The organism is Sphingobacterium sp. Lzh-3 (assembly GCF_046764375.1).
In the GTDB taxonomy this organism is placed as follows: domain Bacteria; phylum Bacteroidota; class Bacteroidia; order Sphingobacteriales; family Sphingobacteriaceae; genus Sphingobacterium.
In genome coordinates this window covers 904,582-924,871 of record NZ_CP177226.1, presented here as the reverse complement: position 1 = coordinate 924,871, position 20,290 = coordinate 904,582, and the positions used below count along the sequence as shown (strand labels likewise).

Annotated in this window: 22 protein-coding genes; 5 read left to right on the top strand and 17 right to left on the bottom strand. The window is 39.4% G+C overall.

Annotation, left to right across the window (positions count from 1 at the left end; genetic code table 11):
• Positions 1-28: 28 nt before the first annotated feature.
• Positions 29-871: an acetyl-CoA carboxylase, carboxyltransferase subunit beta gene (gene accD, locus ACLCDV_RS03735; RefSeq protein WP_088160245.1), complete on the top strand. Its 843-nt coding sequence runs from the start codon at positions 29-31 to the stop codon at positions 869-871.
• A 166-nt stretch (positions 872-1,037) separates the two neighbouring features.
• On the opposite strand, the gene ACLCDV_RS03730 is transcribed toward accD, so the two are convergent.
• Positions 1,038-1,373 carry a hypothetical protein gene (locus tag ACLCDV_RS03730; RefSeq protein WP_201666327.1) on the bottom strand — a complete coding sequence of 112 codons (336 nt, stop codon included), beginning with the start codon at positions 1,371-1,373 and terminating at the stop codon, positions 1,038-1,040.
• A gap of 187 nt (positions 1,374-1,560) precedes the next feature.
• Here ACLCDV_RS03730 and ACLCDV_RS03725 point away from each other — a divergent pair, with 187 nt between their 5' ends.
• The gene (locus ACLCDV_RS03725; RefSeq protein ID WP_046674120.1) at positions 1,561-1,896 is read left to right on the top strand and encodes a MerR family transcriptional regulator; all 336 of its coding nucleotides are present in this window, start codon (positions 1,561-1,563) and stop codon (positions 1,894-1,896) included.
• A 300-nt stretch (positions 1,897-2,196) separates the two neighbouring features.
• The gene (locus ACLCDV_RS03720; RefSeq protein ID WP_120333520.1) at positions 2,197-2,505 is read left to right on the top strand and encodes a cupin domain-containing protein; all 309 of its coding nucleotides are present in this window, start codon (positions 2,197-2,199) and stop codon (positions 2,503-2,505) included.
• Between the two features lie 17 nt (positions 2,506-2,522).
• Here ACLCDV_RS03720 and ACLCDV_RS03715 read toward each other — a convergent pair whose 3' ends face one another.
• Together ACLCDV_RS03715 and ACLCDV_RS03710 are read right to left on the bottom strand one after the other, a co-directional pair.
• Positions 2,523-3,017: a metallophosphoesterase family protein gene (locus ACLCDV_RS03715; protein WP_088160241.1), complete on the bottom strand. Its 495-nt coding sequence runs from the start codon at positions 3,015-3,017 to the stop codon at positions 2,523-2,525.
• Between the two features lie 3 nt (positions 3,018-3,020).
• Positions 3,021-3,728, bottom strand: a complete 708-nt coding sequence (locus ACLCDV_RS03710) for a tRNA1(Val) (adenine(37)-N6)-methyltransferase (protein WP_411972937.1) — start codon at positions 3,726-3,728, stop codon at positions 3,021-3,023.
• Between the two features lie 97 nt (positions 3,729-3,825).
• Between ACLCDV_RS03710 and ACLCDV_RS03705 the strand changes: the two genes are divergently transcribed.
• Positions 3,826-4,983: a hypothetical protein gene (locus ACLCDV_RS03705; RefSeq protein ID WP_317668404.1), complete on the top strand. Its 1,158-nt coding sequence runs from the start codon at positions 3,826-3,828 to the stop codon at positions 4,981-4,983.
• Positions 4,984-5,187: 204 nt separating this feature from the next.
• Here ACLCDV_RS03705 and mutS read toward each other — a convergent pair whose 3' ends face one another.
• Positions 5,188-7,794, bottom strand: a complete 2,607-nt coding sequence (gene mutS / locus ACLCDV_RS03700; protein ID WP_411972936.1) for a DNA mismatch repair protein MutS — start codon at positions 7,792-7,794, stop codon at positions 5,188-5,190.
• Between the two features lie 137 nt (positions 7,795-7,931).
• Here mutS and mtgA point away from each other — a divergent pair, with 137 nt between their 5' ends.
• Entirely contained in the window at positions 7,932-8,696 is a 765-nt protein-coding gene (gene mtgA, locus ACLCDV_RS03695; RefSeq protein ID WP_070560704.1) for a monofunctional biosynthetic peptidoglycan transglycosylase, read from the top strand.
• A gap of 118 nt (positions 8,697-8,814) precedes the next feature.
• On the opposite strand, the gene ACLCDV_RS03690 is transcribed toward mtgA, so the two are convergent.
• From ACLCDV_RS03690 to ACLCDV_RS03630, 13 genes are all read right to left on the bottom strand, one after another.
• A complete protein-coding gene (locus tag ACLCDV_RS03690; protein WP_411972935.1) occupies positions 8,815-9,270 on the bottom strand; it encodes an ABC transporter ATPase in 456 nt (151 codons plus the stop codon).
• Positions 9,271-9,464: 194 nt separating this feature from the next.
• A complete protein-coding gene (locus ACLCDV_RS03685; RefSeq protein ID WP_317668408.1) occupies positions 9,465-10,010 on the bottom strand; it encodes a DUF420 domain-containing protein in 546 nt (181 codons plus the stop codon).
• A gap of 7 nt (positions 10,011-10,017) precedes the next feature.
• Positions 10,018-10,746 (bottom strand): SCO family protein, encoded by a 729-nt coding sequence (locus tag ACLCDV_RS03680; protein ID WP_336833786.1) that lies wholly within the window; start codon positions 10,744-10,746, stop codon positions 10,018-10,020.
• Between the two features lie 9 nt (positions 10,747-10,755).
• Positions 10,756-11,133, bottom strand: a complete 378-nt coding sequence (locus tag ACLCDV_RS03675; RefSeq protein WP_070563563.1) for a cytochrome C oxidase subunit IV family protein — start codon at positions 11,131-11,133, stop codon at positions 10,756-10,758.
• A gap of 24 nt (positions 11,134-11,157) precedes the next feature.
• The gene (locus ACLCDV_RS03670; RefSeq protein ID WP_070563559.1) at positions 11,158-11,904 is read right to left on the bottom strand and encodes a cytochrome c oxidase subunit 3; all 747 of its coding nucleotides are present in this window, start codon (positions 11,902-11,904) and stop codon (positions 11,158-11,160) included.
• A gap of 9 nt (positions 11,905-11,913) precedes the next feature.
• Positions 11,914-12,495 (bottom strand): heme-copper oxidase subunit III, encoded by a 582-nt coding sequence (locus ACLCDV_RS03665; protein WP_075991043.1) that lies wholly within the window; start codon positions 12,493-12,495, stop codon positions 11,914-11,916.
• Entirely contained in the window at positions 12,495-13,400 is a 906-nt protein-coding gene (cyoE, locus tag ACLCDV_RS03660) for a heme o synthase (protein WP_070563553.1), read from the bottom strand. The genes ACLCDV_RS03665 and cyoE overlap by 1 nt, the downstream gene beginning before the upstream one ends.
• A 73-nt stretch (positions 13,401-13,473) precedes the next feature.
• Positions 13,474-14,517: a COX15/CtaA family protein gene (locus ACLCDV_RS03655; RefSeq protein WP_070563550.1), complete on the bottom strand. Its 1,044-nt coding sequence runs from the start codon at positions 14,515-14,517 to the stop codon at positions 13,474-13,476.
• A 77-nt stretch (positions 14,518-14,594) separates the two neighbouring features.
• A complete protein-coding gene (locus tag ACLCDV_RS03650; protein ID WP_172462307.1) occupies positions 14,595-16,466 on the bottom strand; it encodes a cbb3-type cytochrome c oxidase subunit I in 1,872 nt (623 codons plus the stop codon).
• 28 nt (positions 16,467-16,494) lie between these two features.
• Positions 16,495-17,832 (bottom strand): cytochrome c oxidase subunit II, encoded by a 1,338-nt coding sequence (locus ACLCDV_RS03645; protein ID WP_075991042.1) that lies wholly within the window; start codon positions 17,830-17,832, stop codon positions 16,495-16,497.
• 43 nt (positions 17,833-17,875) lie between these two features.
• Positions 17,876-19,111, bottom strand: coding sequence for a quinol:cytochrome C oxidoreductase (locus ACLCDV_RS03640; protein ID WP_070563545.1), 1,236 nt, complete (start codon positions 19,109-19,111; stop codon positions 17,876-17,878).
• 19 nt (positions 19,112-19,130) lie between these two features.
• On the bottom strand, positions 19,131-19,769 hold the full coding sequence (locus ACLCDV_RS03635; RefSeq protein ID WP_286833372.1) for a c-type cytochrome: 639 nt from the start codon (positions 19,767-19,769) through the stop codon (positions 19,131-19,133).
• Entirely contained in the window at positions 19,753-20,289 is a 537-nt protein-coding gene (locus tag ACLCDV_RS03630; RefSeq protein WP_088160227.1) for a DUF3341 domain-containing protein, read from the bottom strand. Before ACLCDV_RS03630 ends, ACLCDV_RS03635 begins: the two co-directional genes overlap by 17 nt.
• Position 20,290: the final 1 nt, after the last annotated feature.

Here is a 20,290-nt window from a genome sequence, read left to right as displayed (position 1 = left end):
AAGTTTGTAATCGAATAAGAACTATCGTATGAGTTGGTTTAAAAGAGAAAAAGCTGGTATTAGCACAGCTACCGCTAATAAAAAAGAAGCACCTGATGGTATGTGGAACAAATGTCCCACATGTAAAAAACCATTGTTGCATCTTGAACAAGTAGAAAACGACTATGTTTGTCAATATTGTGGCCACCACTTAAGAATTGGCTCCAAAGAATATTTTTCAATTTTATTTGACAATAACGAATTTACAGAACTATTCCCTAATCTAAATTCTGGTGATCCATTAGAATTTTTCGATTCAAAGCCATACCCTGAACGTTTAAAGGAAAGTCAAGCCAAAACAGGCCTGAAAGATGCTTTACGTTCTGGCCATGGAAAAATGAATGGTCAAGACATTGTTATTGCTTGTATGGACTTTAGTTTCATCGGCGGATCAATGGGATCTGTCGTTGGTGAAAAAATCGCACGTTCAATAGATTACTGTATTGAGCATAAAATTCCATTTATGCTAATCTCCAAATCAGGAGGTGCACGTATGATGGAAGCCGCATTTTCATTGATGCAAATGGCTAAAACTTCGGCTAAATTAGCATTATTGGCAAAGGCAGGACTTCCTTACGTTTGTTTATTGACAGACCCTACCACAGGAGGAGTTACAGCATCTTACGCGATGTTAGGTGATGTAAATATTGCAGAACCGGGAGCATTAATCGGATTTGCAGGACCACGTGTCATTAAAGAAACAATCAAAAAGGATCTTCCAAAAGGATTCCAGACTTCAGAATTCGTTCTTGAGCATGGATTTTTGGATTTCATTGTCGACCGTAGACAGTTAAAAAACAAAGTAGCTACTTATCTTAAATTAGTGGGATAATCATCCTCAAAATAAAAAAGAAAGCGGTGCCAAGAATACTCTTGGCACCGCTTTCTTTTCTGAAGGTATCTCTTTTATCCGCTAGAAAGCGGCTTCAATTCAGCTCATAACTGTTGAGCCTGTGACCTTATGAGGCTTTTATGGCAGGGTTGAATAGACCATCCTTTTAAAGATATCGCCAAAAAGCCCATATTTTTCTTTTGGACAAATAATCTGTTTCGCCCTCCCTGTCATACGCCTCCCGCTCGAAAGAAATACGCCGGTAAGCTTTATCAAAATCTCTAAATTGAATAAAATGAACGGCAAATTCTATGAGATACCATACATAGAAAAAGAGAATACCTAATTCAAGCGCCTGTCGCAAATGTATACGCTCATGACGAATCAAGTCGTCCTGCTGTTTAAAAAAGGTACTTTTCAGAAAGATAAAAGGATAAATAGTAATTGCATTGGCTTTTCCAAAAGAGAAGAAATTCGTCCAAAATTTGCTAACTATAATCATATAGGATGTCAAGACCGTTTTCAAACTAGTCAAACTTAGAAAAATTTACCTTTATACACAATTATTATTGGCTTCTCAGAATTGTACGATACCCCTCCCGGTCAGTACCTGATCAGATAAGAGATCGCAAAAATTTCTTTTTGAATTGGAATTTTTATTAAGTTTGCTATAGATTAATCGTGAAGATATGCCGTACAAAGAGCGTGAAATAAATAAATTGTATTATACAATGGGAGAAGTTACAGAAATGTTTGATGTAAATGCGTCCCAAATACGTTTTTATGAGCGTGAATTTGACATTCTACAACCTAAGAAAAACAAAAAAGGCAATCGCTTATTTACGCAAGAAGATATTGCCAATTTAAAGATCATCTTCAATTTGGTTAAAGATAAAGGTTATACACTACAGGGTGCACGTGATTACCTGCGTGACAACAAATCTGAGGCAAAAGAAAATCAACGTGTTGTAGATTCATTGGAGCGGTTGAAGAACTTTCTGCTTGAAGTTCGTGATTCACTATAGTACCTGTGAACTTGTTTTTAAAACTCCTGCAATAGGAAACTTTCCATCGTTTTGACCAACTTCTTCCCGTCTATCCGAGAGGGAAATTCGTTCGATTATAGAACAAATAAGATAACGAGCTGACACATTTTACAGCTGAAAATCATATATTTATTTTAATATCAGTAATAGCGTTATTTTATAAATATAGCCATGAAAGCCCCCCCATCACCATCCATACCCACGCCCTGATCTTACAGACCTATTTACAGGACCTTTATCAACAATATATTAGCAACAACAGATAATAGCAAAACGACCATGCAGACAGCATCTATTTTTCAAAACGTCACATTTCAGGACAAAAAACCCAAAATGGACCTCCTGCTAGAAACAAATGGCAGCAAAGAATATCGCTTGGCTTTTGCAGAAGGGCAATATCTAAAGGAGCATAAAACAGCTGCATCAATTATTGTAGAAATTGTCGAAGGCAATATTGATTTTGGCGTTAACGGAAGCAAAATCAGTCTAACAAAAGGCATGTTAGTAACATTAGAGCCGAATGTACCGCACGATCTCTTTGCCATTACCCAAAGTATCGTCCGGCTGTCTATTCATAAAAAAGACTAAAGAAGAGTCTGGGTGACTTAACGATCTTTGAGTTCAATAACCTCCAGGTTCTCAATTTTATCTTTATTGATCTCAAACCGCATTAATGTCCTTACTTTGTGCCAGCCCTGCTTACCTGCTGCCCCAGGGTTGAGATGGAGACAATGGATCTTGGGGTCGAAGATAACCTTTAGGATATGTGAATGTCCAGTGATAAATAATTTAGGTGGATTTTTCATCAATTCCCCTTTTATGCGTGCGGCATATTTCCCTGGATAACCACCAATATGTGTCATAAAGACGTCCACTTCCTCACACCTAAACCTCAAATCTTCTGGAAATTGTAAACGAATTTCTTGACCATCAATGTTTCCGTATACTCCGCGAAGTGGTTTAAAAGCTGCTAACCGATCCGCAACATCAGGATCACCAAAATCGCCCACATGCCATATCTCGTCGCAGGCTGCAAAATGAGTAAATACAGCTTCATCTAAAAAAGAATGTGTATCTGAGAGTAATCCGATCTTTGTCATCACTTAAAAAGCTAAAAAATAAGGTGCCAAGGCATTTCGATAAGCTTCTGAATAAATACCCTTGGCGGCATAAATAACAAACGTACGTTGAGCGAGCCGTTCAACACATAAGCGTTCAAAGGTAACGATTTTCCGAATGGCCGATTCCCCTTCAAAAGAGCTTATTTGCACTTCACTGGAACAATATAATCCCCTTTCCGCCGAAATTTTAGTCAACGTTTCCGCTAATGCTGTTGGAACGATCAGCACTAATTTTCCCCGATCCGATAAGCGTAGAGCAGCGAAATCCAGCAATTCAGCAAAAAAATCCAGATCGGTATGACGCGCCAGCTTCTTGCGTTCATCCGGGTTATGTAAGGAATCTGTATAAAAGGGTGGATTTGACACGATCAGATCGTAATGCCCTTGTACATCCATTTGTTGAAAGGAGGAAGCATGCAGCACTAAACGTTCCTGGAAAATGGAATTACGGAAGTTTCTGTTAGCCATCGCAGCAGCCAAAGGGTCAATTTCGACAGCCTCTACCCTGCTGTCTACGAGCCGTTGAGCCAACATCAATGCAATGACTCCCGTACCTGTACCTACGTCCAGTACACGATCCACAGCTTCTACTTCCAGCAAGGAAGCCAGCAGTACGCCATCTGTGTTAATTTTCATTGCACAGTCAGACTGATCAACCTCAAACTGTTTAAACCGAAATATCGACGCCATACGTCAAAGATAAAACTTTTAGAACCTTTGGTACAAACAAACCAGTGTATCCTGCAATTTATTTGCTAATTTAGTCAGCAACAAATCTATATAAGCCATGAATATCCGTCAGCTTGCTCTAATAATATTGATCATCATTGGTGTGCTTCCTACAAAACTATTGCATGCACAAGAGAATTGTGACCGGCATACAGCTGAAATACTTCCCTTATTGACAAAAACATTGAACAACAATGACTTTGACAAAATTGATCCTTTACTCAATAGTATACAAGCTAGCTGTGGTACCAACGAGTTTGTACAGCGTTTACGTATTCTTATATACATCATTGAAAAAAAGAATACCACAACAGAGATCAAACATTATATAGACAATCAATTCGATAAAAATTTTCTACAAAGACTGGATGCGGCAGACCAGGACGATTTTTCAACACAGTACGAACAGCATAAGGAAAAATACAATTTCGTGCCATTAAGGCATCCCCTGGACGGCTTGATAAAAGTAAGAGCCAAAGCCCTGCTTGCTTCCGATAGTTATACGTTAACCGATCAGGAAAAAGATATTTTACAGCTTTTTTCAGATACTGAAGTTGCCAGTGCCGTACAAGACCGACAAGCTAACGAACAAGATAATCAACAGCGGTTTCCAACCCCCAAAGTGTACAGAGATAGACAGAAAGCCAAAATGGGCTATGTTCCTTCAATCGGCGTAGTCACCCCGCTAGGCGGAGCCAACAAAATTTTCGGAACCAACATAAACTTTGGATTTATGCTGATGAGCTCGCTGGAAAGAAAATTTATTTTCGAAGGTGGCTTCAAGGTACGCATCAACTCAAACGACCGCAATATTGATTACAATTACGAGGGCTCCAATGTTTCGGTCAATTCTTCAGCGACCGCATTTATGGGCGGTACTGTAGGTTACAAAGTTTTTGACAACGACAAATTTATACTGATTCCAAAAGGTATCCTTGGCATAGATATTACAGATACCGGCATCACAGAAAGCGCTTATTCTTCCGGTTATTATGATCCGGATGGTTATTATTATGATGGTGGATACACCGATCGTATGGTAACCATCAATAATGTGCACTTAGGACTTGGTCTCGCATCCCTATTTCGCATGAAAAACCAAAAGTACATCGGTTTCGAACTCGGCTATCATTACACGCCTTATGATGCAAGCAGTAAGGTATTGATCCCGATACAGGCAAATTACGGAAGCTTGGAGCTATTCTTCAGGTTTTAAGCAAATGGCCTTCAAAAACCTGATGACTTCGCAGGCACCAATAGGAATAAAAGCGAGCTGAAGGTTCTTTCCGGCCAATAAGATCGGACACTTTCAGAAAAAAAATACGCCAGATGATGTTTGTATTAAAAAACATCATCTGGCGTATGTAAATCGAAAAAACAAATTCCGCTTGAGAGCAAGTGTCCAAGCCCAAAGGAAGATTTAATTCTTTAAAAGGCGTTGTATCTCATCCAATTTCATTAATGCTTCAACCGGAGTAAGCGAATTAACATCCAGATTATTCAGCATATCCCTGATCTTATTCAAGACAGGATCATCAATAGAAAACATCTGCAATTGGTAGGCCTGTTTTTGGATTTTGCGCATGCTATCTTTAATCTGCTCACCACCTGTGCGCTCCTGCTCCAGCCTTTTCAAGATTTGGTTAGCCCGATTAAGCAACTTTTGCGGCATTCCAGCGAGCTTTGCCACATGGATTCCGAAACTATGCTCTGATCCTCCTGGAACAAGTTTACGCAAGAAAATAACTTTGTTATTAACCTCCTTCACCGTTACATTATAGTTTTTTATACGATCCAGCGAAGTAGTCAGCTCGTTTAATTCATGGTAATGCGTGGCAAACAAGGTTTTTGCCTTAGCAGCAGGATGATTATGTAAAAACTCGGCAATAGCCCAAGCAATAGAAATACCGTCATAAGTGCTTGTACCACGACCGATTTCATCCAAAAGAATAAGACTGCGGTCCGATAGATTATTCATGATGCTCGCGGTTTCATTCATCTCCACCATAAACGTAGATTCACCTGAAGAAAGATTGTCCGAAGCACCTACACGGGTGAAAATTTTGTCAACCAGGCCAATCTTAGCCTCTTTTGCTGGAACGAAGCAACCAATTTGCGCCATTAGCACGATCAATCCAGTCTGACGGAGCAACGCCGATTTACCCGCCATGTTAGGGCCCGTAATAATAATAATCTGCTGTGTTTTCGGATCTAAAAAAGTATCATTGGTAATATAATCCTCACCTATTGGCAGGTTTCTTTCAATGACAGGGTGTCTTCCACCTTTAATATCCAAAATCTTGCTCTCGCTGACTTCGGGTTTTACATAATAGTTTTTCTCCGCTACAACAGCAAAGTTAAGCAGTACATCCAACTTAGCTATGAGCTGGGCGTTGAGCTGAATAGGTTTAATGTATTCTGCAATGGCAACCAATAGCTCAGCATATAATCTATTCTCAAGCGCTTGGATCTTCTCCTCAGCACCGAGAATCTGTTCTTCATATTCTTTAAGTTCCTCCGTAATGTAACGTTCTGCATTCACCAGTGTCTGTTTACGGATCCACGTCGTCGGAACCTTATCTTTGTGTGTATTAGTGACCTCCAGATAATAACCGAAAACATTATTGAACGCTATTTTTAAAGAAGGAATCCCTGTTAGCTCCGCTTCCCTTTTTTGGATCTCAAGCAGATAATCTTTGCCACCAAAAGCGATCTTGCGCAATCGATCCAATTCAGGGTCCACCCCTTCCGCGATTACACTCCCTTTATTGATTGCGACAGGAGGTTCCGCCTGAACCTGTTGCTCTATTTTTTCACGTATAACAGCACAAGCATCTAACTGATCTGAGATTGTCCGAAGAGCATCAGCATCTTTACGATCTGTAAGTTCCTTCAATTTCTCAATAGCATATAATGCGCGCTTCAATTGCACAATTTCCCGCGGATTTGCTTTTTGCAGTCCGATCTTGGAAATTAAACGTTCCAGATCGCCCACCTGTTTGATCTGAAAAATCAGTTCATCCCGTAAGTCACGGTTAGTGAAAAAGAAATCGACCACATTCAATCGCTCCTGAATACTCTTTCTGTCTTTGAGCGGCATCACGATCCAGCGCTTGAGCAGACGTGCTCCCATTGGACTGGATGTATGATCCAGTACATCGGATAGCGTAACCGCATTTTCATTCAACGACCCGATTAATTCCAAATTGCGAATCGTAAAACGATCCAGCCACATAAAACGGTCCTCTTCAATACGGGAAAGCGTAGAAATGTGCTGCAGGTTACGATGCTCGGTTTCATTGAGGTAATGCAATGCTACACCAGCAGCAACAACCCCTACGGTCATGCGATCCACGCCAAATCCTTTCATCGACGAGACTTCAAAATGCTTTAATAACGTTTCAGTAGCATAGTCTCCCGTATAAGGCCATTCGTCAAGAAAATAGGTATAATAATGTGATCCGAATTGTTCGATAAAATCCTTACTCTGTTTTTTGGAAAGAATAATTTCTCTCGGTTTAAAGCCTTGAAGCAATTTATCAATATAGGCCACACTACCTTGAGCAACCAGAAATTCGCCTGTTGAAATATCGAGGAAAGAAATACCGATCCGCTCCTTTTCGATAAAAATTGATGCTAAATAATTATTCGATTTCTGTTGAACAATATTGTCACTGTAGGAGACTCCAGGGGTCACCAGCTCGGTCACACCGCGCTTAACGATTGTTTTTGTCGTCTTCGGGTCCTCCAACTGATCACAGATCGCCACCCGTTGGCCAGCACGCACCAGTTTCGGAAGATAGGTTTCCAAGGAATGATGGGGAAAACCAGCCAATGCAGTCTCCGATTCCGAGCCATTGCCACGCTTTGTCAAAACGATGCCCAAAATCTGGGCAGCTTTGATCGCATCCTCACCAAAGGTCTCGTAAAAATCGCCAACACGGAACAACAACAACGCTCCAGGATACTTAATCTTGATCGCATTGTACTGTTGCATCAATGGGGTTACTTTCTTTTCTTTTGCCAACTTTTAAAATCAATTTTTATGAAGCGTAAAAATAGGATAATATCGTCGCTTTGGCAAACGATACACTCAACTTCTCGACAAAATCATTTCCATTAAACAAGAATATAAGCTAAGTTTGTATCCGAAAAAAATTAGTCATGGCCATCAAAAGATCTGGTAAACAAAATACGTCCAGCAAACAACAAAATACCTTCAAAAAAAAATCCTTCAACCCATTGAAGTCCATAAAATCCCCTATCCTGCGCATTGTGACACGGGTAGTCCTTTATTTTATTGGTATTTCACTCTTTTGGGTCATTAGCCTGCGGTTTATTAACCCTCCCATCACTTGGTTGATGATTCAACGTGGGTTTGAGCTAAAAGAACAGGGCAAGGGATTTAAACTGGAAAAAAACTGGCTGGATTACGATGAACTTTCGGACAACCTAAAGTTAGCAGCCATTGCAGGAGAAGATGCTCACTTTATGACACACTGGGGATTCGACATGCAAGGCATTCAGAATGCCATTAAAAAAAATGCACAGGGAAAGAAATTACGCGGCGGAAGTACTATCAGTCAGCAGGTCGCCAAAAATGTCTTTCTATGGCCGGGGCGCTCCTGGTTAAGAAAAGGCTTCGAGACCTACTTTACTATTCTTATCGAAACATTCTGGAGCAAGAAACGCATCCTTGAAGTTTATCTCAATGTGATTGAAATGGGACAGGGAGTTTATGGTGCTGATGCGGCAGCTTCCTATTATTTTAGCAAAACAGGCAGCAATCTTTCCAAAAAACAAGCCGCATTGATTATAGCCATATTACCTAACCCCAGAGAATGGGATGCACGTAACCCATCTGCTTATGTCAATAGACGCGCAAATGCGATAGCAAAATATATGCATCATTACACTATTCCTGAATAAGCGAAACTAAAATATCGCTATTCGACGGATGGATCTGAAGAGAAGCAATACAGATCTATAGATCAAAAAGAAAGGCCATATTAACATATGGCCTTTCTTATATAACTTGTTTTACAACTTACCTAAAAAGTCGTTTATGCCAGCTTTTATGGAAGGGTATTACCCAAGCGTCTTCCATTTGATGCTCATGGGTAATGGTATTATCAAATACTAAGGTATTATCGTTGATGGTACCGTCTGCCAGTAGCTTCTCAAATCCGTCACGGTTAACCACGCCTATGCCCTGATCCGCTTTATAAGCAAATTGCATGCGATCAAATAGCTGAATACCGTACTTGGATTCAAGTCCTTTTAAAAATCGAACCGAACTATCAATAGAACATCCCGATGCAGCGGCAACTTCCTCGTCCACTTTAAGAATAATAAAAAGATTATCCCGCAATTCTGCAGAAGCCGAAAGTGGTTTTCCATGTACTTTCCACTGTTCAGCAAAAGCTTCCAGGTCAGTAACAATCTCCTGCCCCTCTGTCGCCGTTAACAGGCGATTTGCCTGATAAATCCAGATACGCTTCATATGCAAATGATTTTTTACAGATATCTAGCCGATACGAATCGGCTGATTAATCCCTATACTATTTATACTCCCGAATACATGGAATATCGCGCCCATCGCATCCGATTTCATTTAAATATTAAACCAGATTCAACAACTCGAATCCGGCGTGCCATTGTATTTCATCACAATACCTTGACCCTCAACTCTTACCACTAACCAATATAATACGGAGAGATCATTAAGTAAACGATCACCCCAGTAACTGCAACATAAAGCCACATAGGGTAAGTTATGCGGGCAAGCTTTTTATGACGCTCATAAGAACCCGATATACCTCTAACAAATGTAAAGAGTACAAAAGGGATAATGATAATGGAAAGCAAAATATGCGTGATCAGGATAAAGAAATAGATCGGTCTCAAAATTCCCTCGCCGCCATATTTCGTTTCGATTGAAGTCATGTGATAAGCGACATACATCGCCAGAAAAGCTAAGGAGCAAGCAATACACATTTTGATCAAACGCTCGTGCAAGGGCTTATTGCCCTTTTTTATAGCAGCCACTGCCCAAAAAAGCAGTATAGCCGTAATCCCATTGATAGCCGCGTAGATGGGAGGCAAAAATGTTAGCGGTTTTACATCATAACCCAGCTTTTGTAAATTCACTGTGAAAAGGATAGCAACCACTATCGGGATAGCAATAGATAGCACCCAAATCCATTTACTATACTTTTTCTCCTTGTTAAGACTCTCTTCCATGATATAATTATCTCTTTTGTTCTATTGTAGCTGGATGGTTTCGGACTTCCTCGACCAATAATAATTTGATTTCATCCTCAAGGCGGTCAACATCCGTTTTGACATTAATGTCATAAATACCTCTTATACGTCCTTTTGTATCGAGTAAAAGATAATTAGACCCAATAATAAATGGCTTGCTGCCCTCCTTATTGACAAGTGCATCCTGCAGCAAACTTTCCTTGGCAAATTTAAAGATATCAACAGAAGGATCTGTCACAAAAAACCAAGATTTGGTCCAAGGTTTGTAAACTTTTGCGTATTTAGCTAACACTTCTGGTGTATCGTATGCCGTATCAACTGTAATTGAATACAAACGAACCTTCTTATTCTGAATAAATCGATTAGCGATTTGATCTAAACGCTTAATCATCGTCCGCGATAATGAAGCATCTCTAGAGTACATCAGATGGACGACAGAAAGTGTTGTATCATTATCCAATAGATGCACTTTCTTGCCATCAAAATTCACAAAATCAACCGGGGGTACAGTATGATAGATGGTATCTGGAATATCACGTCCCCATTTACGATGGGTAGTTCCCGGAACCTCCTTCTTCCCAAAAATTGGCAAAGAAGCGTAGCTATTCGAGCCACTTTTATTTAGTATAAAATATAAAAATCCTGGCAGTAAAAGAATTACAGCCAGGATCAATATAGTTTTAATACCTTTCTTTTGTCCAGTATTATTATCCATTCACTTTATCTATTTATTTGGAAATATTTGATGTTCTTGGAATGCAGAAGCCAAATGGCCTCCTTCAACTAGCATCAAAACAATAAAATAAATAATAAAAATAAAGACGATTCCTACAGTGACAATGAAGCTCGATTTCTCGAATTTCAAGTGCATAAAGAATGCAATGATATAATAAGCTTTAACTAAAGTAAGTATAATGTAAATTGAATTAACCAATACCCCTTTAGACAGAATTTGCCAGTGGTGAACGAAGCCTAATGCGATTAAGAACTCTAGGCAAGTAAGGGCCAAAAGTACTCCAAACACTCTCCAGATGGCTTTTTTATCCAACCCACCTTCGTGAGCGTGCTCTCCGTGAGCGATATTATCTTGATATTGTGACATAGCTTTTGTAATTAAATTGTTTTACTAAACAAGGTAGAAAAGTGTAAACACGAATACCCACACTAAATCCACAAAGTGCCAATATAGACCTACTTTTTCAATCATTAAATAGGATCCTCTTTTTTCAAAAGTATTATTTAAAGTCATGAACAAAATAATGATGTTCAAAATAATACCAACAGTTACGTGGAAACCGTGGAAACCAGTAATTGTAAAGAATAGGTTTGCAAACTGAAGTGCTGATGTATACGATACATCTCCCGTAAAGAAATGGCTCAATTTTTCAACAACATTTCCGCCTTCCATATGTGTAGCAATATCAGTAGCAGGATTACGTCCGAACCAAAAGCCTTCGTGGTGCAAATGCGTCCACTCTAATGCCTGACAACCAACGAAACAAAGACCACCTAAGATTGTCCATAACATCCATTTAACAACCTCATGCTTCGAATTACGATGTCCAGCTTCAACCGCCAACACCATAGTTACTGAAGACATAATCAAAATAAACGTCATCAAACCGACAAATACTAAGGGTTGTCCCCCGTCAGTAATTCCTGGAATAGATTGAAAAACCTTATCAGGATCCGGCCATACAGCGTGTGAAAATCGTTGCGCGCCATAATAAACCAAAAATGCAGAAAATGTGAAGGCATCCCCTACCAAGAAAAACCACATCATGATTTTTCCATACTCTAAGTTCCAAGGTGATTTTCCACCATTCCATGGACCAGTTTTTACCTTATCCAATTGCGATACTGTTGTACTCATTGTTTACTATTATTGATTCAAAAGTAAGAAAACATATATATAAATCCATAAAAGATCGAGAAAATGCCAAAAAATACTGGCAAGATCCATGCGGAAAAGATTGCCGTCTTTAGGAAGTTTGTTAATTCCTATAATCGCGCCAATCAAAACGATCAACCCCGCAATAATATGCGCCAAGTGCATCCATATAAAAACGTAAATAAAAGATTGCGATGCATTGTTATTCACAAAATAAACACCCCTATCGATCAATACATTCCAAGCATGAACTTGCAAGGCAAAAAATACAACTCCCAAAATAAAAGTTGCTATCAAAAACAACCGCTGTTTGGAAGACTCGCCATTTTTAGCCGCTTTATGGGCTAAAAACATCGTTAGACTACTAACCACAATCACCAAGGTACTATATAAAAGTGCATTTGGCAATAGGGTCTTAATCCCTTTGTCCACACCGCTCGCTGTATATACAATGAAACCACTGGATAACGCCGCAAACATCATGAACATCCCCAACATACCCAACCATAGGTTGAACTTTTGGGCTTTTCTCTGTACTAACTTCTCGTCAGTTTGTGCCTGTATATCTAACATTATTTCAACGGAATAAAGTTAAGCAATAATACGAGTTGTGTCACAGGCAAATAGATAAATGAGGTAAACATCACTTTCTTTGCTGAAGGAATATCACAATTCTTAAACAGCAAATAACCGTAATAACCAAACATTATTCCTCCGACCACAGATACAATCGTAAACCAAATTCCACCAAAGCCAAAATGATAAGGTATAAAACCTGCAGGTATCATAAACAAACCTGAAATGAATACCATAAATGCAGATATCTTATCACGTTTTGTCGTCGGCAATAAGCGAAAACCCGCTAACTTATAGTCATCATCCACAACCCAGGCAATTGCCCAGAAATGCGGAAACTGCCATAAAAACTGAATAGCAAACAACACAAAGGGAATAATAATAATTGCCGCTTCATTATGTCCACTATAGTAGGCTAAATCGTCCTGCGAAAAGGCTGCATAATATCCAATTAATGGCGGAAATGCACCCGGAAACGCGCCGACAAACACTGCTATTGGTGATTTTCTCTTTAATGGTGTATAGATAAAGGCGTAAAGAAGGATACAGAAAACCGACAGCAGACCAGCGACAAAATTTAAACGAACAAGCACCAAGGTTCCTAAGATGCCCATAAAGACACTCAATACCAAAGCCTGTCCTGTTGTCATGCGGCCTGATGGCAACGGTCTGTCCTCCGTACGTTTCATCAGTTTATCCAAATCCTTTTCAATGATCTCATTAAAACCATTAGCAGAACCTGTCACCAGAAAACCACCTATAGTCAACAATAACCAATTGAACCAGAATATATCACCCTGTTGTTTTGATCCTATCAGAAAAGCAATTGACGCAGAAAATACAACCGTCAACGTAAGTCTCAACTTAACAAGCTTTTTGAAATCTGAAATAAATTCTTTCATAACTAAAAGAGACCTCCTACTATCAGTGTAATTAAACACGTACTTTTAAACATAAACATCCCGAATTCCAAGATTAGTGCCTTTGCTTGTTTAACAATAACAACAGGTAGAACTGCGCGCCAAATAACAGCGTAGCTACCACCAAATGCGTTGTCTGTGCAAATGCAGGTATTGCAAATCGAGCTAAGATAATTCCTGATAGCATTTGGATACCCACTAGAATCAATGCGATTAAAGCAAATTTATATTGCTTAGAACCCGTATTAAAACTTGTGCGGACCAAAAAGAATAATACAATAACTAAAATCAAAGAACAATATGCCAACCAGCGATGTAACTCAAACTGTTGGCCAATAGTTGTTATAAAATCAGTCCGGGCTATCGTTGAACCGGTTAATAAATCAACCTCCTCGCGAACTCCCGTTCCGACAATTACCTGTGTTAGCATCAATAAAATTGAAGCAATAGCAAGTCCTTTTAATATACCCAAAGAACGATTGACCAGTAATGTCTTGTTTCGCAAAGTAACTGCTTTGAAATATGTATAAATACTAATACAAACAATTACAATGGCTAAGAGCATATGTACCGTAATAATCCAGGGCATCAGATTTGTCGATACAACGATCGATCCCAACCAGGCCTGAAGTACGACAACAAAAAGATTAATCACTGACCAAACAACGATCGAGCTTTTTGATTTTAAATAAGTGAAAGAATAAATAGCTGTAAATAACAAACAGAATCCGGAAACAACGCCTACCAACCGATTGATATATTCCGTCCAAGTTTTCGCAACATTAAACTCTTCATGCTGCAAAATACTCTTATCGGTACGGAGCTTGTAAGCCATTTCCTTATCGCCGAAAAATTCTACAATTTTCGCGAAACGTTCGTTCTTCTTTGCCCTTCCTTCAATATAATGCTGTTCATATCCTTGCGGTAATTGGGAGATATCTGTTGGAGGAATAATACGGTTAAAACATCTTGGCCAATCTGGGCATCCCATTCCTGACCCTGTACTCCGAACAACTCCGCCAGCAATAATGACCAAAAACAACACTATGATCGTTATAAAATTGGTCTTTATAAATCGCTTCTCAGCTGCTGGAAACATAATACTACCCCTACCTCTTAAAATACAAACTTCTATAAAATAGAGTAGGAATCCCTACTCTATTTTATAAGATTTTATTAGTCTTTTCTACCATTTTGAGCATTCCATTCTGCCTGGATACGCTCAGCTTCCTCGTCTCCTTCGAAATCATGAGGCAAATTAGAGCTCATTGTTTCAGAGAAAGGAACACTTTGAGGAATAAAATCCTCACCGTGACCTGGCTTACTGTAATCGTAAGGCCAACGGTGTACAGTTGGAATTTCTCCTGGCCAGTTACCATGGATATGCTCTACCGGAGTAGTCCATTCCAATGTGTTTGACTGCCAAGGGTTTTGTGGTGCTTTTTTACCGAAGAAAATCGATGTAAAGAAGTTCCACAAGAAAGCTACCTGACCTAAAGCAGCGATGATTGCAGCCCAAGTTACCAATTTGTTTACAGAAACCCATTTCGCCATGAAAGCAAACTCTGTAAATGCATAGTAACGGCGAGGCACACCATCGATACCCATAAAGTGCATTGGGAAGAATACCATGTAAGCACCAATGAAAGTCAACCAGAAGTGTAAATAACCCAATTTTGTGTTCATCATACGACCGAACATCTTAGGATACCAGTGGTAAACACCACAAAGCATACCGAAGATTGACGCCGATCCCATTACCAAGTGGAAGTGGGCAACAACAAAATACGTATCGTGTAAGTTGATATCTAACGCTGCATTACCTAGGAACAATCCTGTCAAACCACCAGAGATAAAGAACGATACCAAACCGATCGCAAACATCATCGCTGGAGTGAAACGGATATTACCTTTCCACAACGTTGCAAGATAGTTAAACGCTTTTACCGCTGAAGGAACCGCGATAATCAATGTTGTAATCATAAATACACCACCCAAGAACGGGTTCATACCTGTTACAAACATGTGGTGACCCCATACGATAAACGATAATACAGTGATACCGATCAACGAATAAACCATCGCATGGTAACCAAAGATTGGTTTACGTGAGTTGGTTGCAATAACCTCAGAAGTTAAACCTAAAGCCGGCATAACAACGATATATACCTCAGGGTGACCTAAGAACCAGAACAAGTGTTGGAACAAAATTGGTGAACCACCTTCGTTCGGTAAAATTTGTCCTTGAACAACAAGATCCGACAAATAGAATGACGTACCAGCAGCACGGTCAAAAATCAACAGAACAACCGCCGAAACCAATACTGGGAATGACAACATACCTACGATAGCAGTTAAGAAGAACGCCCAGATTGTCAAAGGCATTTTCCATAAGTCCATTCCTTTTGTACGCATGTTCAAAATTGTACTTACATAGTTAATACCACCGATCAACTGTGAAGCTACAAATAGAACCATACTCACCAACCACAAAGTCATACCAGTTGCAGATCCTGCGATTGCAGTAGGAACAGCCGATAGTGGCGGGTAGATTGTCCAACCAGCAGAAGCAGGTCCACTTTCTACGAAGAACGATGCAACCATAATAACTGATGCTACAAAGAACAACCAGTAAGACAACATGTTCATAAAAGGAGATGCCATATCGCGTGCTCCGATTTGATATGGAATCAATAAGTTACTAAAAGTACCCGATAGACCAGCCGTTAACACGAAGAATACCATAACGGTACCGTGAATGGTTACCAAGGAAAGGAAAAACTCCGGTTTTATACGACCGCCTTCAGCCCATTTACCCAAGAATACTTCTAATATAGGGAACTCTTTATCCGGCCATGCTAATTGGATACGGAATAATACTGATAAAAGCATCGCAAAAACTGCCATGATGATACCAGTGATCAAGAATTGCTTAGCAATCATCTTGTGGTCACCCGAGAAGATATACTTTCTGATGAACGACTCCTCGTGATGATGGCCGTGCGAATCGTGATGTTCAGCGCTATGCGATATTACTGTACTTGACATATTCGATTTTATATTCAAAAATTCTTAATTAGTTCAAAGATGCTGTAACTTGTACGCTATCCTTTTTCACGTTAGCTGTTTTACCACTGAACTCTTTTTGCAAATCCTCAGTAAAATATTTATTTTGTTTAGCTAACCACTCTTTATATTTCTCTTCAGTTACGACAACCACTTTCTTTTGCATGTTGTAGTGACCAGATCCACAGATCTTGTTACACAACATCACGAAGTCATAGTTATAATCACCCAAACGATCACGCATTTCTTCTGTTGTTACAGTAGGTGTGAATTGGAAATAGTTGGTCATCCCTGGTACCGCATTGATTTGAACACGGAAATCAGGAATATAGAAAGAGTGAATAATATCTTTTGAAACGATATGGAAACGAACAGGTTTGTTTACAGGCAACCAAATTTCAGATCCCTGAATATCATCCCAGGAATTTTTATCATTAAAGTCAATACCGTAAGGGTTGGTTGGTGTCGTCATTTTATAATTACGTTTACCAATAATCCCATCTGAACCAGCATAACGGACATTCCATTGGAATTGCTCGCCTAATACCTCAACTTGTAATGCTGATTTTTGAAGATCTTCAGGAATATTTGTGATCGATCTCCATGTAAAGAAACCGAACAATACCAATACTGTCAAAACAACAGCTGGAACAATTGTCCACAATTTCTCGATTGCATTGTTATGAGGATAATAATAAGCCTGACGTTTTGCACGCATGCGGTACAAGAATGTAAATGTCATCAACAAGATGTGTGTGATAACCAATACAAATGTTGTAATTGCTGTCGTAATGATAAACATCGTATCAATACGCTCACCGTGCTCAGTTACTGCCGATCTCCAATAAGCAGCTCCCCAGTGTACATATGACCAATATACACCATAAAGGAATACAACCAAGAAAATGAATAACAATGCCGATTGAAATGTGTTATTCGCAAACGGATTGTATTTACCGTTCATCTTTCTTGTCAATTCATAGATCGAAAGTACTTTACCGATAACGGCAACAACTGTACATATAACCAAGAATAACAAGACATAATATGTGAAGTTTTTATAAACCTGAGGGTCTATTTGCTTCACTTCTTCAACAGCAGGAGCAGCAGCACTAGCTTCTGTAGAAGAACTAGCAGATGCAACAGCAGCAGTACCTGCTGCCGCTGTTGTATCTTTTGCAACCGAATCCGTTGCTGCAGGGGCAGCTACTGCTGTAGTTGCCGCTTTAGCAGAATCAGATGCTACTGTATCTTGTTGACTTGCTAGGATAGGAGTCGCAAAAAGCAATCCTAGTGCAAGCACAAAACCCGAGATGGATTTGAATCTATTATTTAATTTAAAGCTCATTTCTTTTATAACGTTTTTACGTAACCTTCCTTTAAAAGTGAAACTATATCTGGTGATGCAAACTCTCATCCAAGAAAGGATGATTTTTAGGCACCAATGCTTGTTTACTCAATTTACTCATCACTAAGAAGATGAACAAACCTAAGAAACCAAGTGCAGTTCCGATTTCAATGATACCAAATCCTCTATGTTCAGCAACAGTACCAGGCATGATCATGATATAATAATCTAGCCAGTGACCAGCCAATAATAGAATCGCTACGAACAACATTACATTTTGTTTACGTTTAGCATCGCGATCCACTAATAGTAACAATGGTGCCACAAAGTTAATGATAATACTCAACCAAAACCAAGGTTTGTATTCAGGTTCCCAACGTTTGTAGAAATAAACTGTTTCCTCTGGCATGTTTGAATACCAAATCAACATGAATTGTGCAAACCAAACGTAAGTCCAGAAGATCGAGAAACCGAACATCAATTTACCCAAATCGTGTAAATGATTTTCGTTTACCCAGTTCATATAACCAGCTTTCTTCAATACAACAACGATGATCGTGATACATGAAATACCGCTAACCCACATTGCTGCAAAGTTATACCAACCGAACATTGTCGAAAACCAGTGTGCCTCTAAAGACATTACTGTATCGAAAGACCAGATAGGTGTAGTAAAACCGAAGATAACTAAGAAGATTGCCGACAATTTGAATGACTTTTTATAAGAAGCCAATCCGCCTTCCAAATCTTCTTTATAAGAAAGTTTCGCAAAAATAACAGCAAAAATGCTATATGTTCCCAAAAATACCACCTGACGGATCAAGAAGAATGGAACATTTAAATAAGCAGATTTACCTGCGATAATAGGGTCAAAATTTGTACTATGCGGATCAGTGATACCATCTGCATTCCAGTGGTGATATAAGTTATGTGTGGTTAAACCTAAACCTACAATAACTAATAAAACTAATGATGCAATTGGTAAAACACTCGCCATAGCCTGAGGTATACGTACCAAACCTGCAGACCATGCAGATTGCGTTACATATTGCAAGGCAACAAAGAATGTTCCAGCTGCGCATACACATGTAAAGTAATAACCCATCAATAACAAGTTGGCATAAGTACGCTCTACAGTAACGTGATCGCCCGAAAGCAACCCGAAAGCTACAGCAGCTACGCCTAGTACAACAGCGACAATACTGAACATTTTAGCTTTGCCAGCAAACTCGTATCGCTCGTTGAAATTATAATCGTGATGATGACTGTGAGTTCCCATTTATATATCTGATGTTAGATTATTTCTTTTGTAATTCGTGAACATACATAACAACTTTCCATCGCTCCTCTGGAGACAATTGAGATGCATGTGATCCCATGGAGTTGTGTCCGTAATAAATTGTATGGTAAATTTTACCATCAGTCAAGTCAGCCATCAAACCACCCCGTGAAGAGCTCGCCGCATCTGTTCTGTGATAAGATGGTGGCGGAGGAAAGTTCTCTAATTGACGAGTACCTCTTGAATCAGTCACGCTACGGTCTTTTGTGATAGGACCATCACCTTTACCTTCTACTCCATGACATATCGAGCAGTAAGTAGTGAACAAAGCTTTACCTTTTTCAAGATTTTCGGCATTTACGACCAAAGGACTTTTTACTTCTCTTCCTGCACGTTCATAATCCTCTAATGTATTGGCGTATTCAAAACGAGTGAAACCAATTGGATCTGTACCTTTAGGAGGTGTTTGTGCTGTTTTTCCATCAGCAAAATTCGCATTAGGTTGATCCGGATTGAAAGCAAGCGGATCGTACATGTTACGAGAAAACTCTAAACCTGTACTACGAGTTGTTTTGTCACCACAAGAAGAAACAAGTGCTGTCAATGCCACAGCTGCGCATAGCGTTCCAAGTAAATTCTTCTTATTCATAGCTAACATATTTTCTATCATTGTACTTAACTTCAACAGCTCCAGCTTCTTTCAATAAGCTATCGATCAAAGCGTGATCTGTATTTTCATTGGCATCTACTGCAAGGATGAAACGATCATCTGTTGCTCTCAAGTCCATTACACGAGGTGCACGTCCCGGAAATAAGTGGTTACGGAAGAAAAACGTGGCAACCATACCCAAGGCACACAATAAGATCGTAACCTCAAATGTAACTGGAACAAAGTTTGGCATACCAAAAGATGGTTTACCACCGATATTCATCGGCCAATCATAAGCCATTGTATAATACAACAAACTAAAACCTAATGTCGTTCCTAATGCTCCAAAGCAAAATGCTGCGATAGGCAAGCGAGAAGGTTTCACACCCAGCTTTGCTTCGATGCCGTGAATAGGCATCGGAGTAAAGCAGTCGTAAATACTTATATTGTTTGCTTGCAATTTGTCGATCCCATGCATCATTTCATCGGGATCCGCAAAACTACCTAATATATATTTTGTATTGCTCATT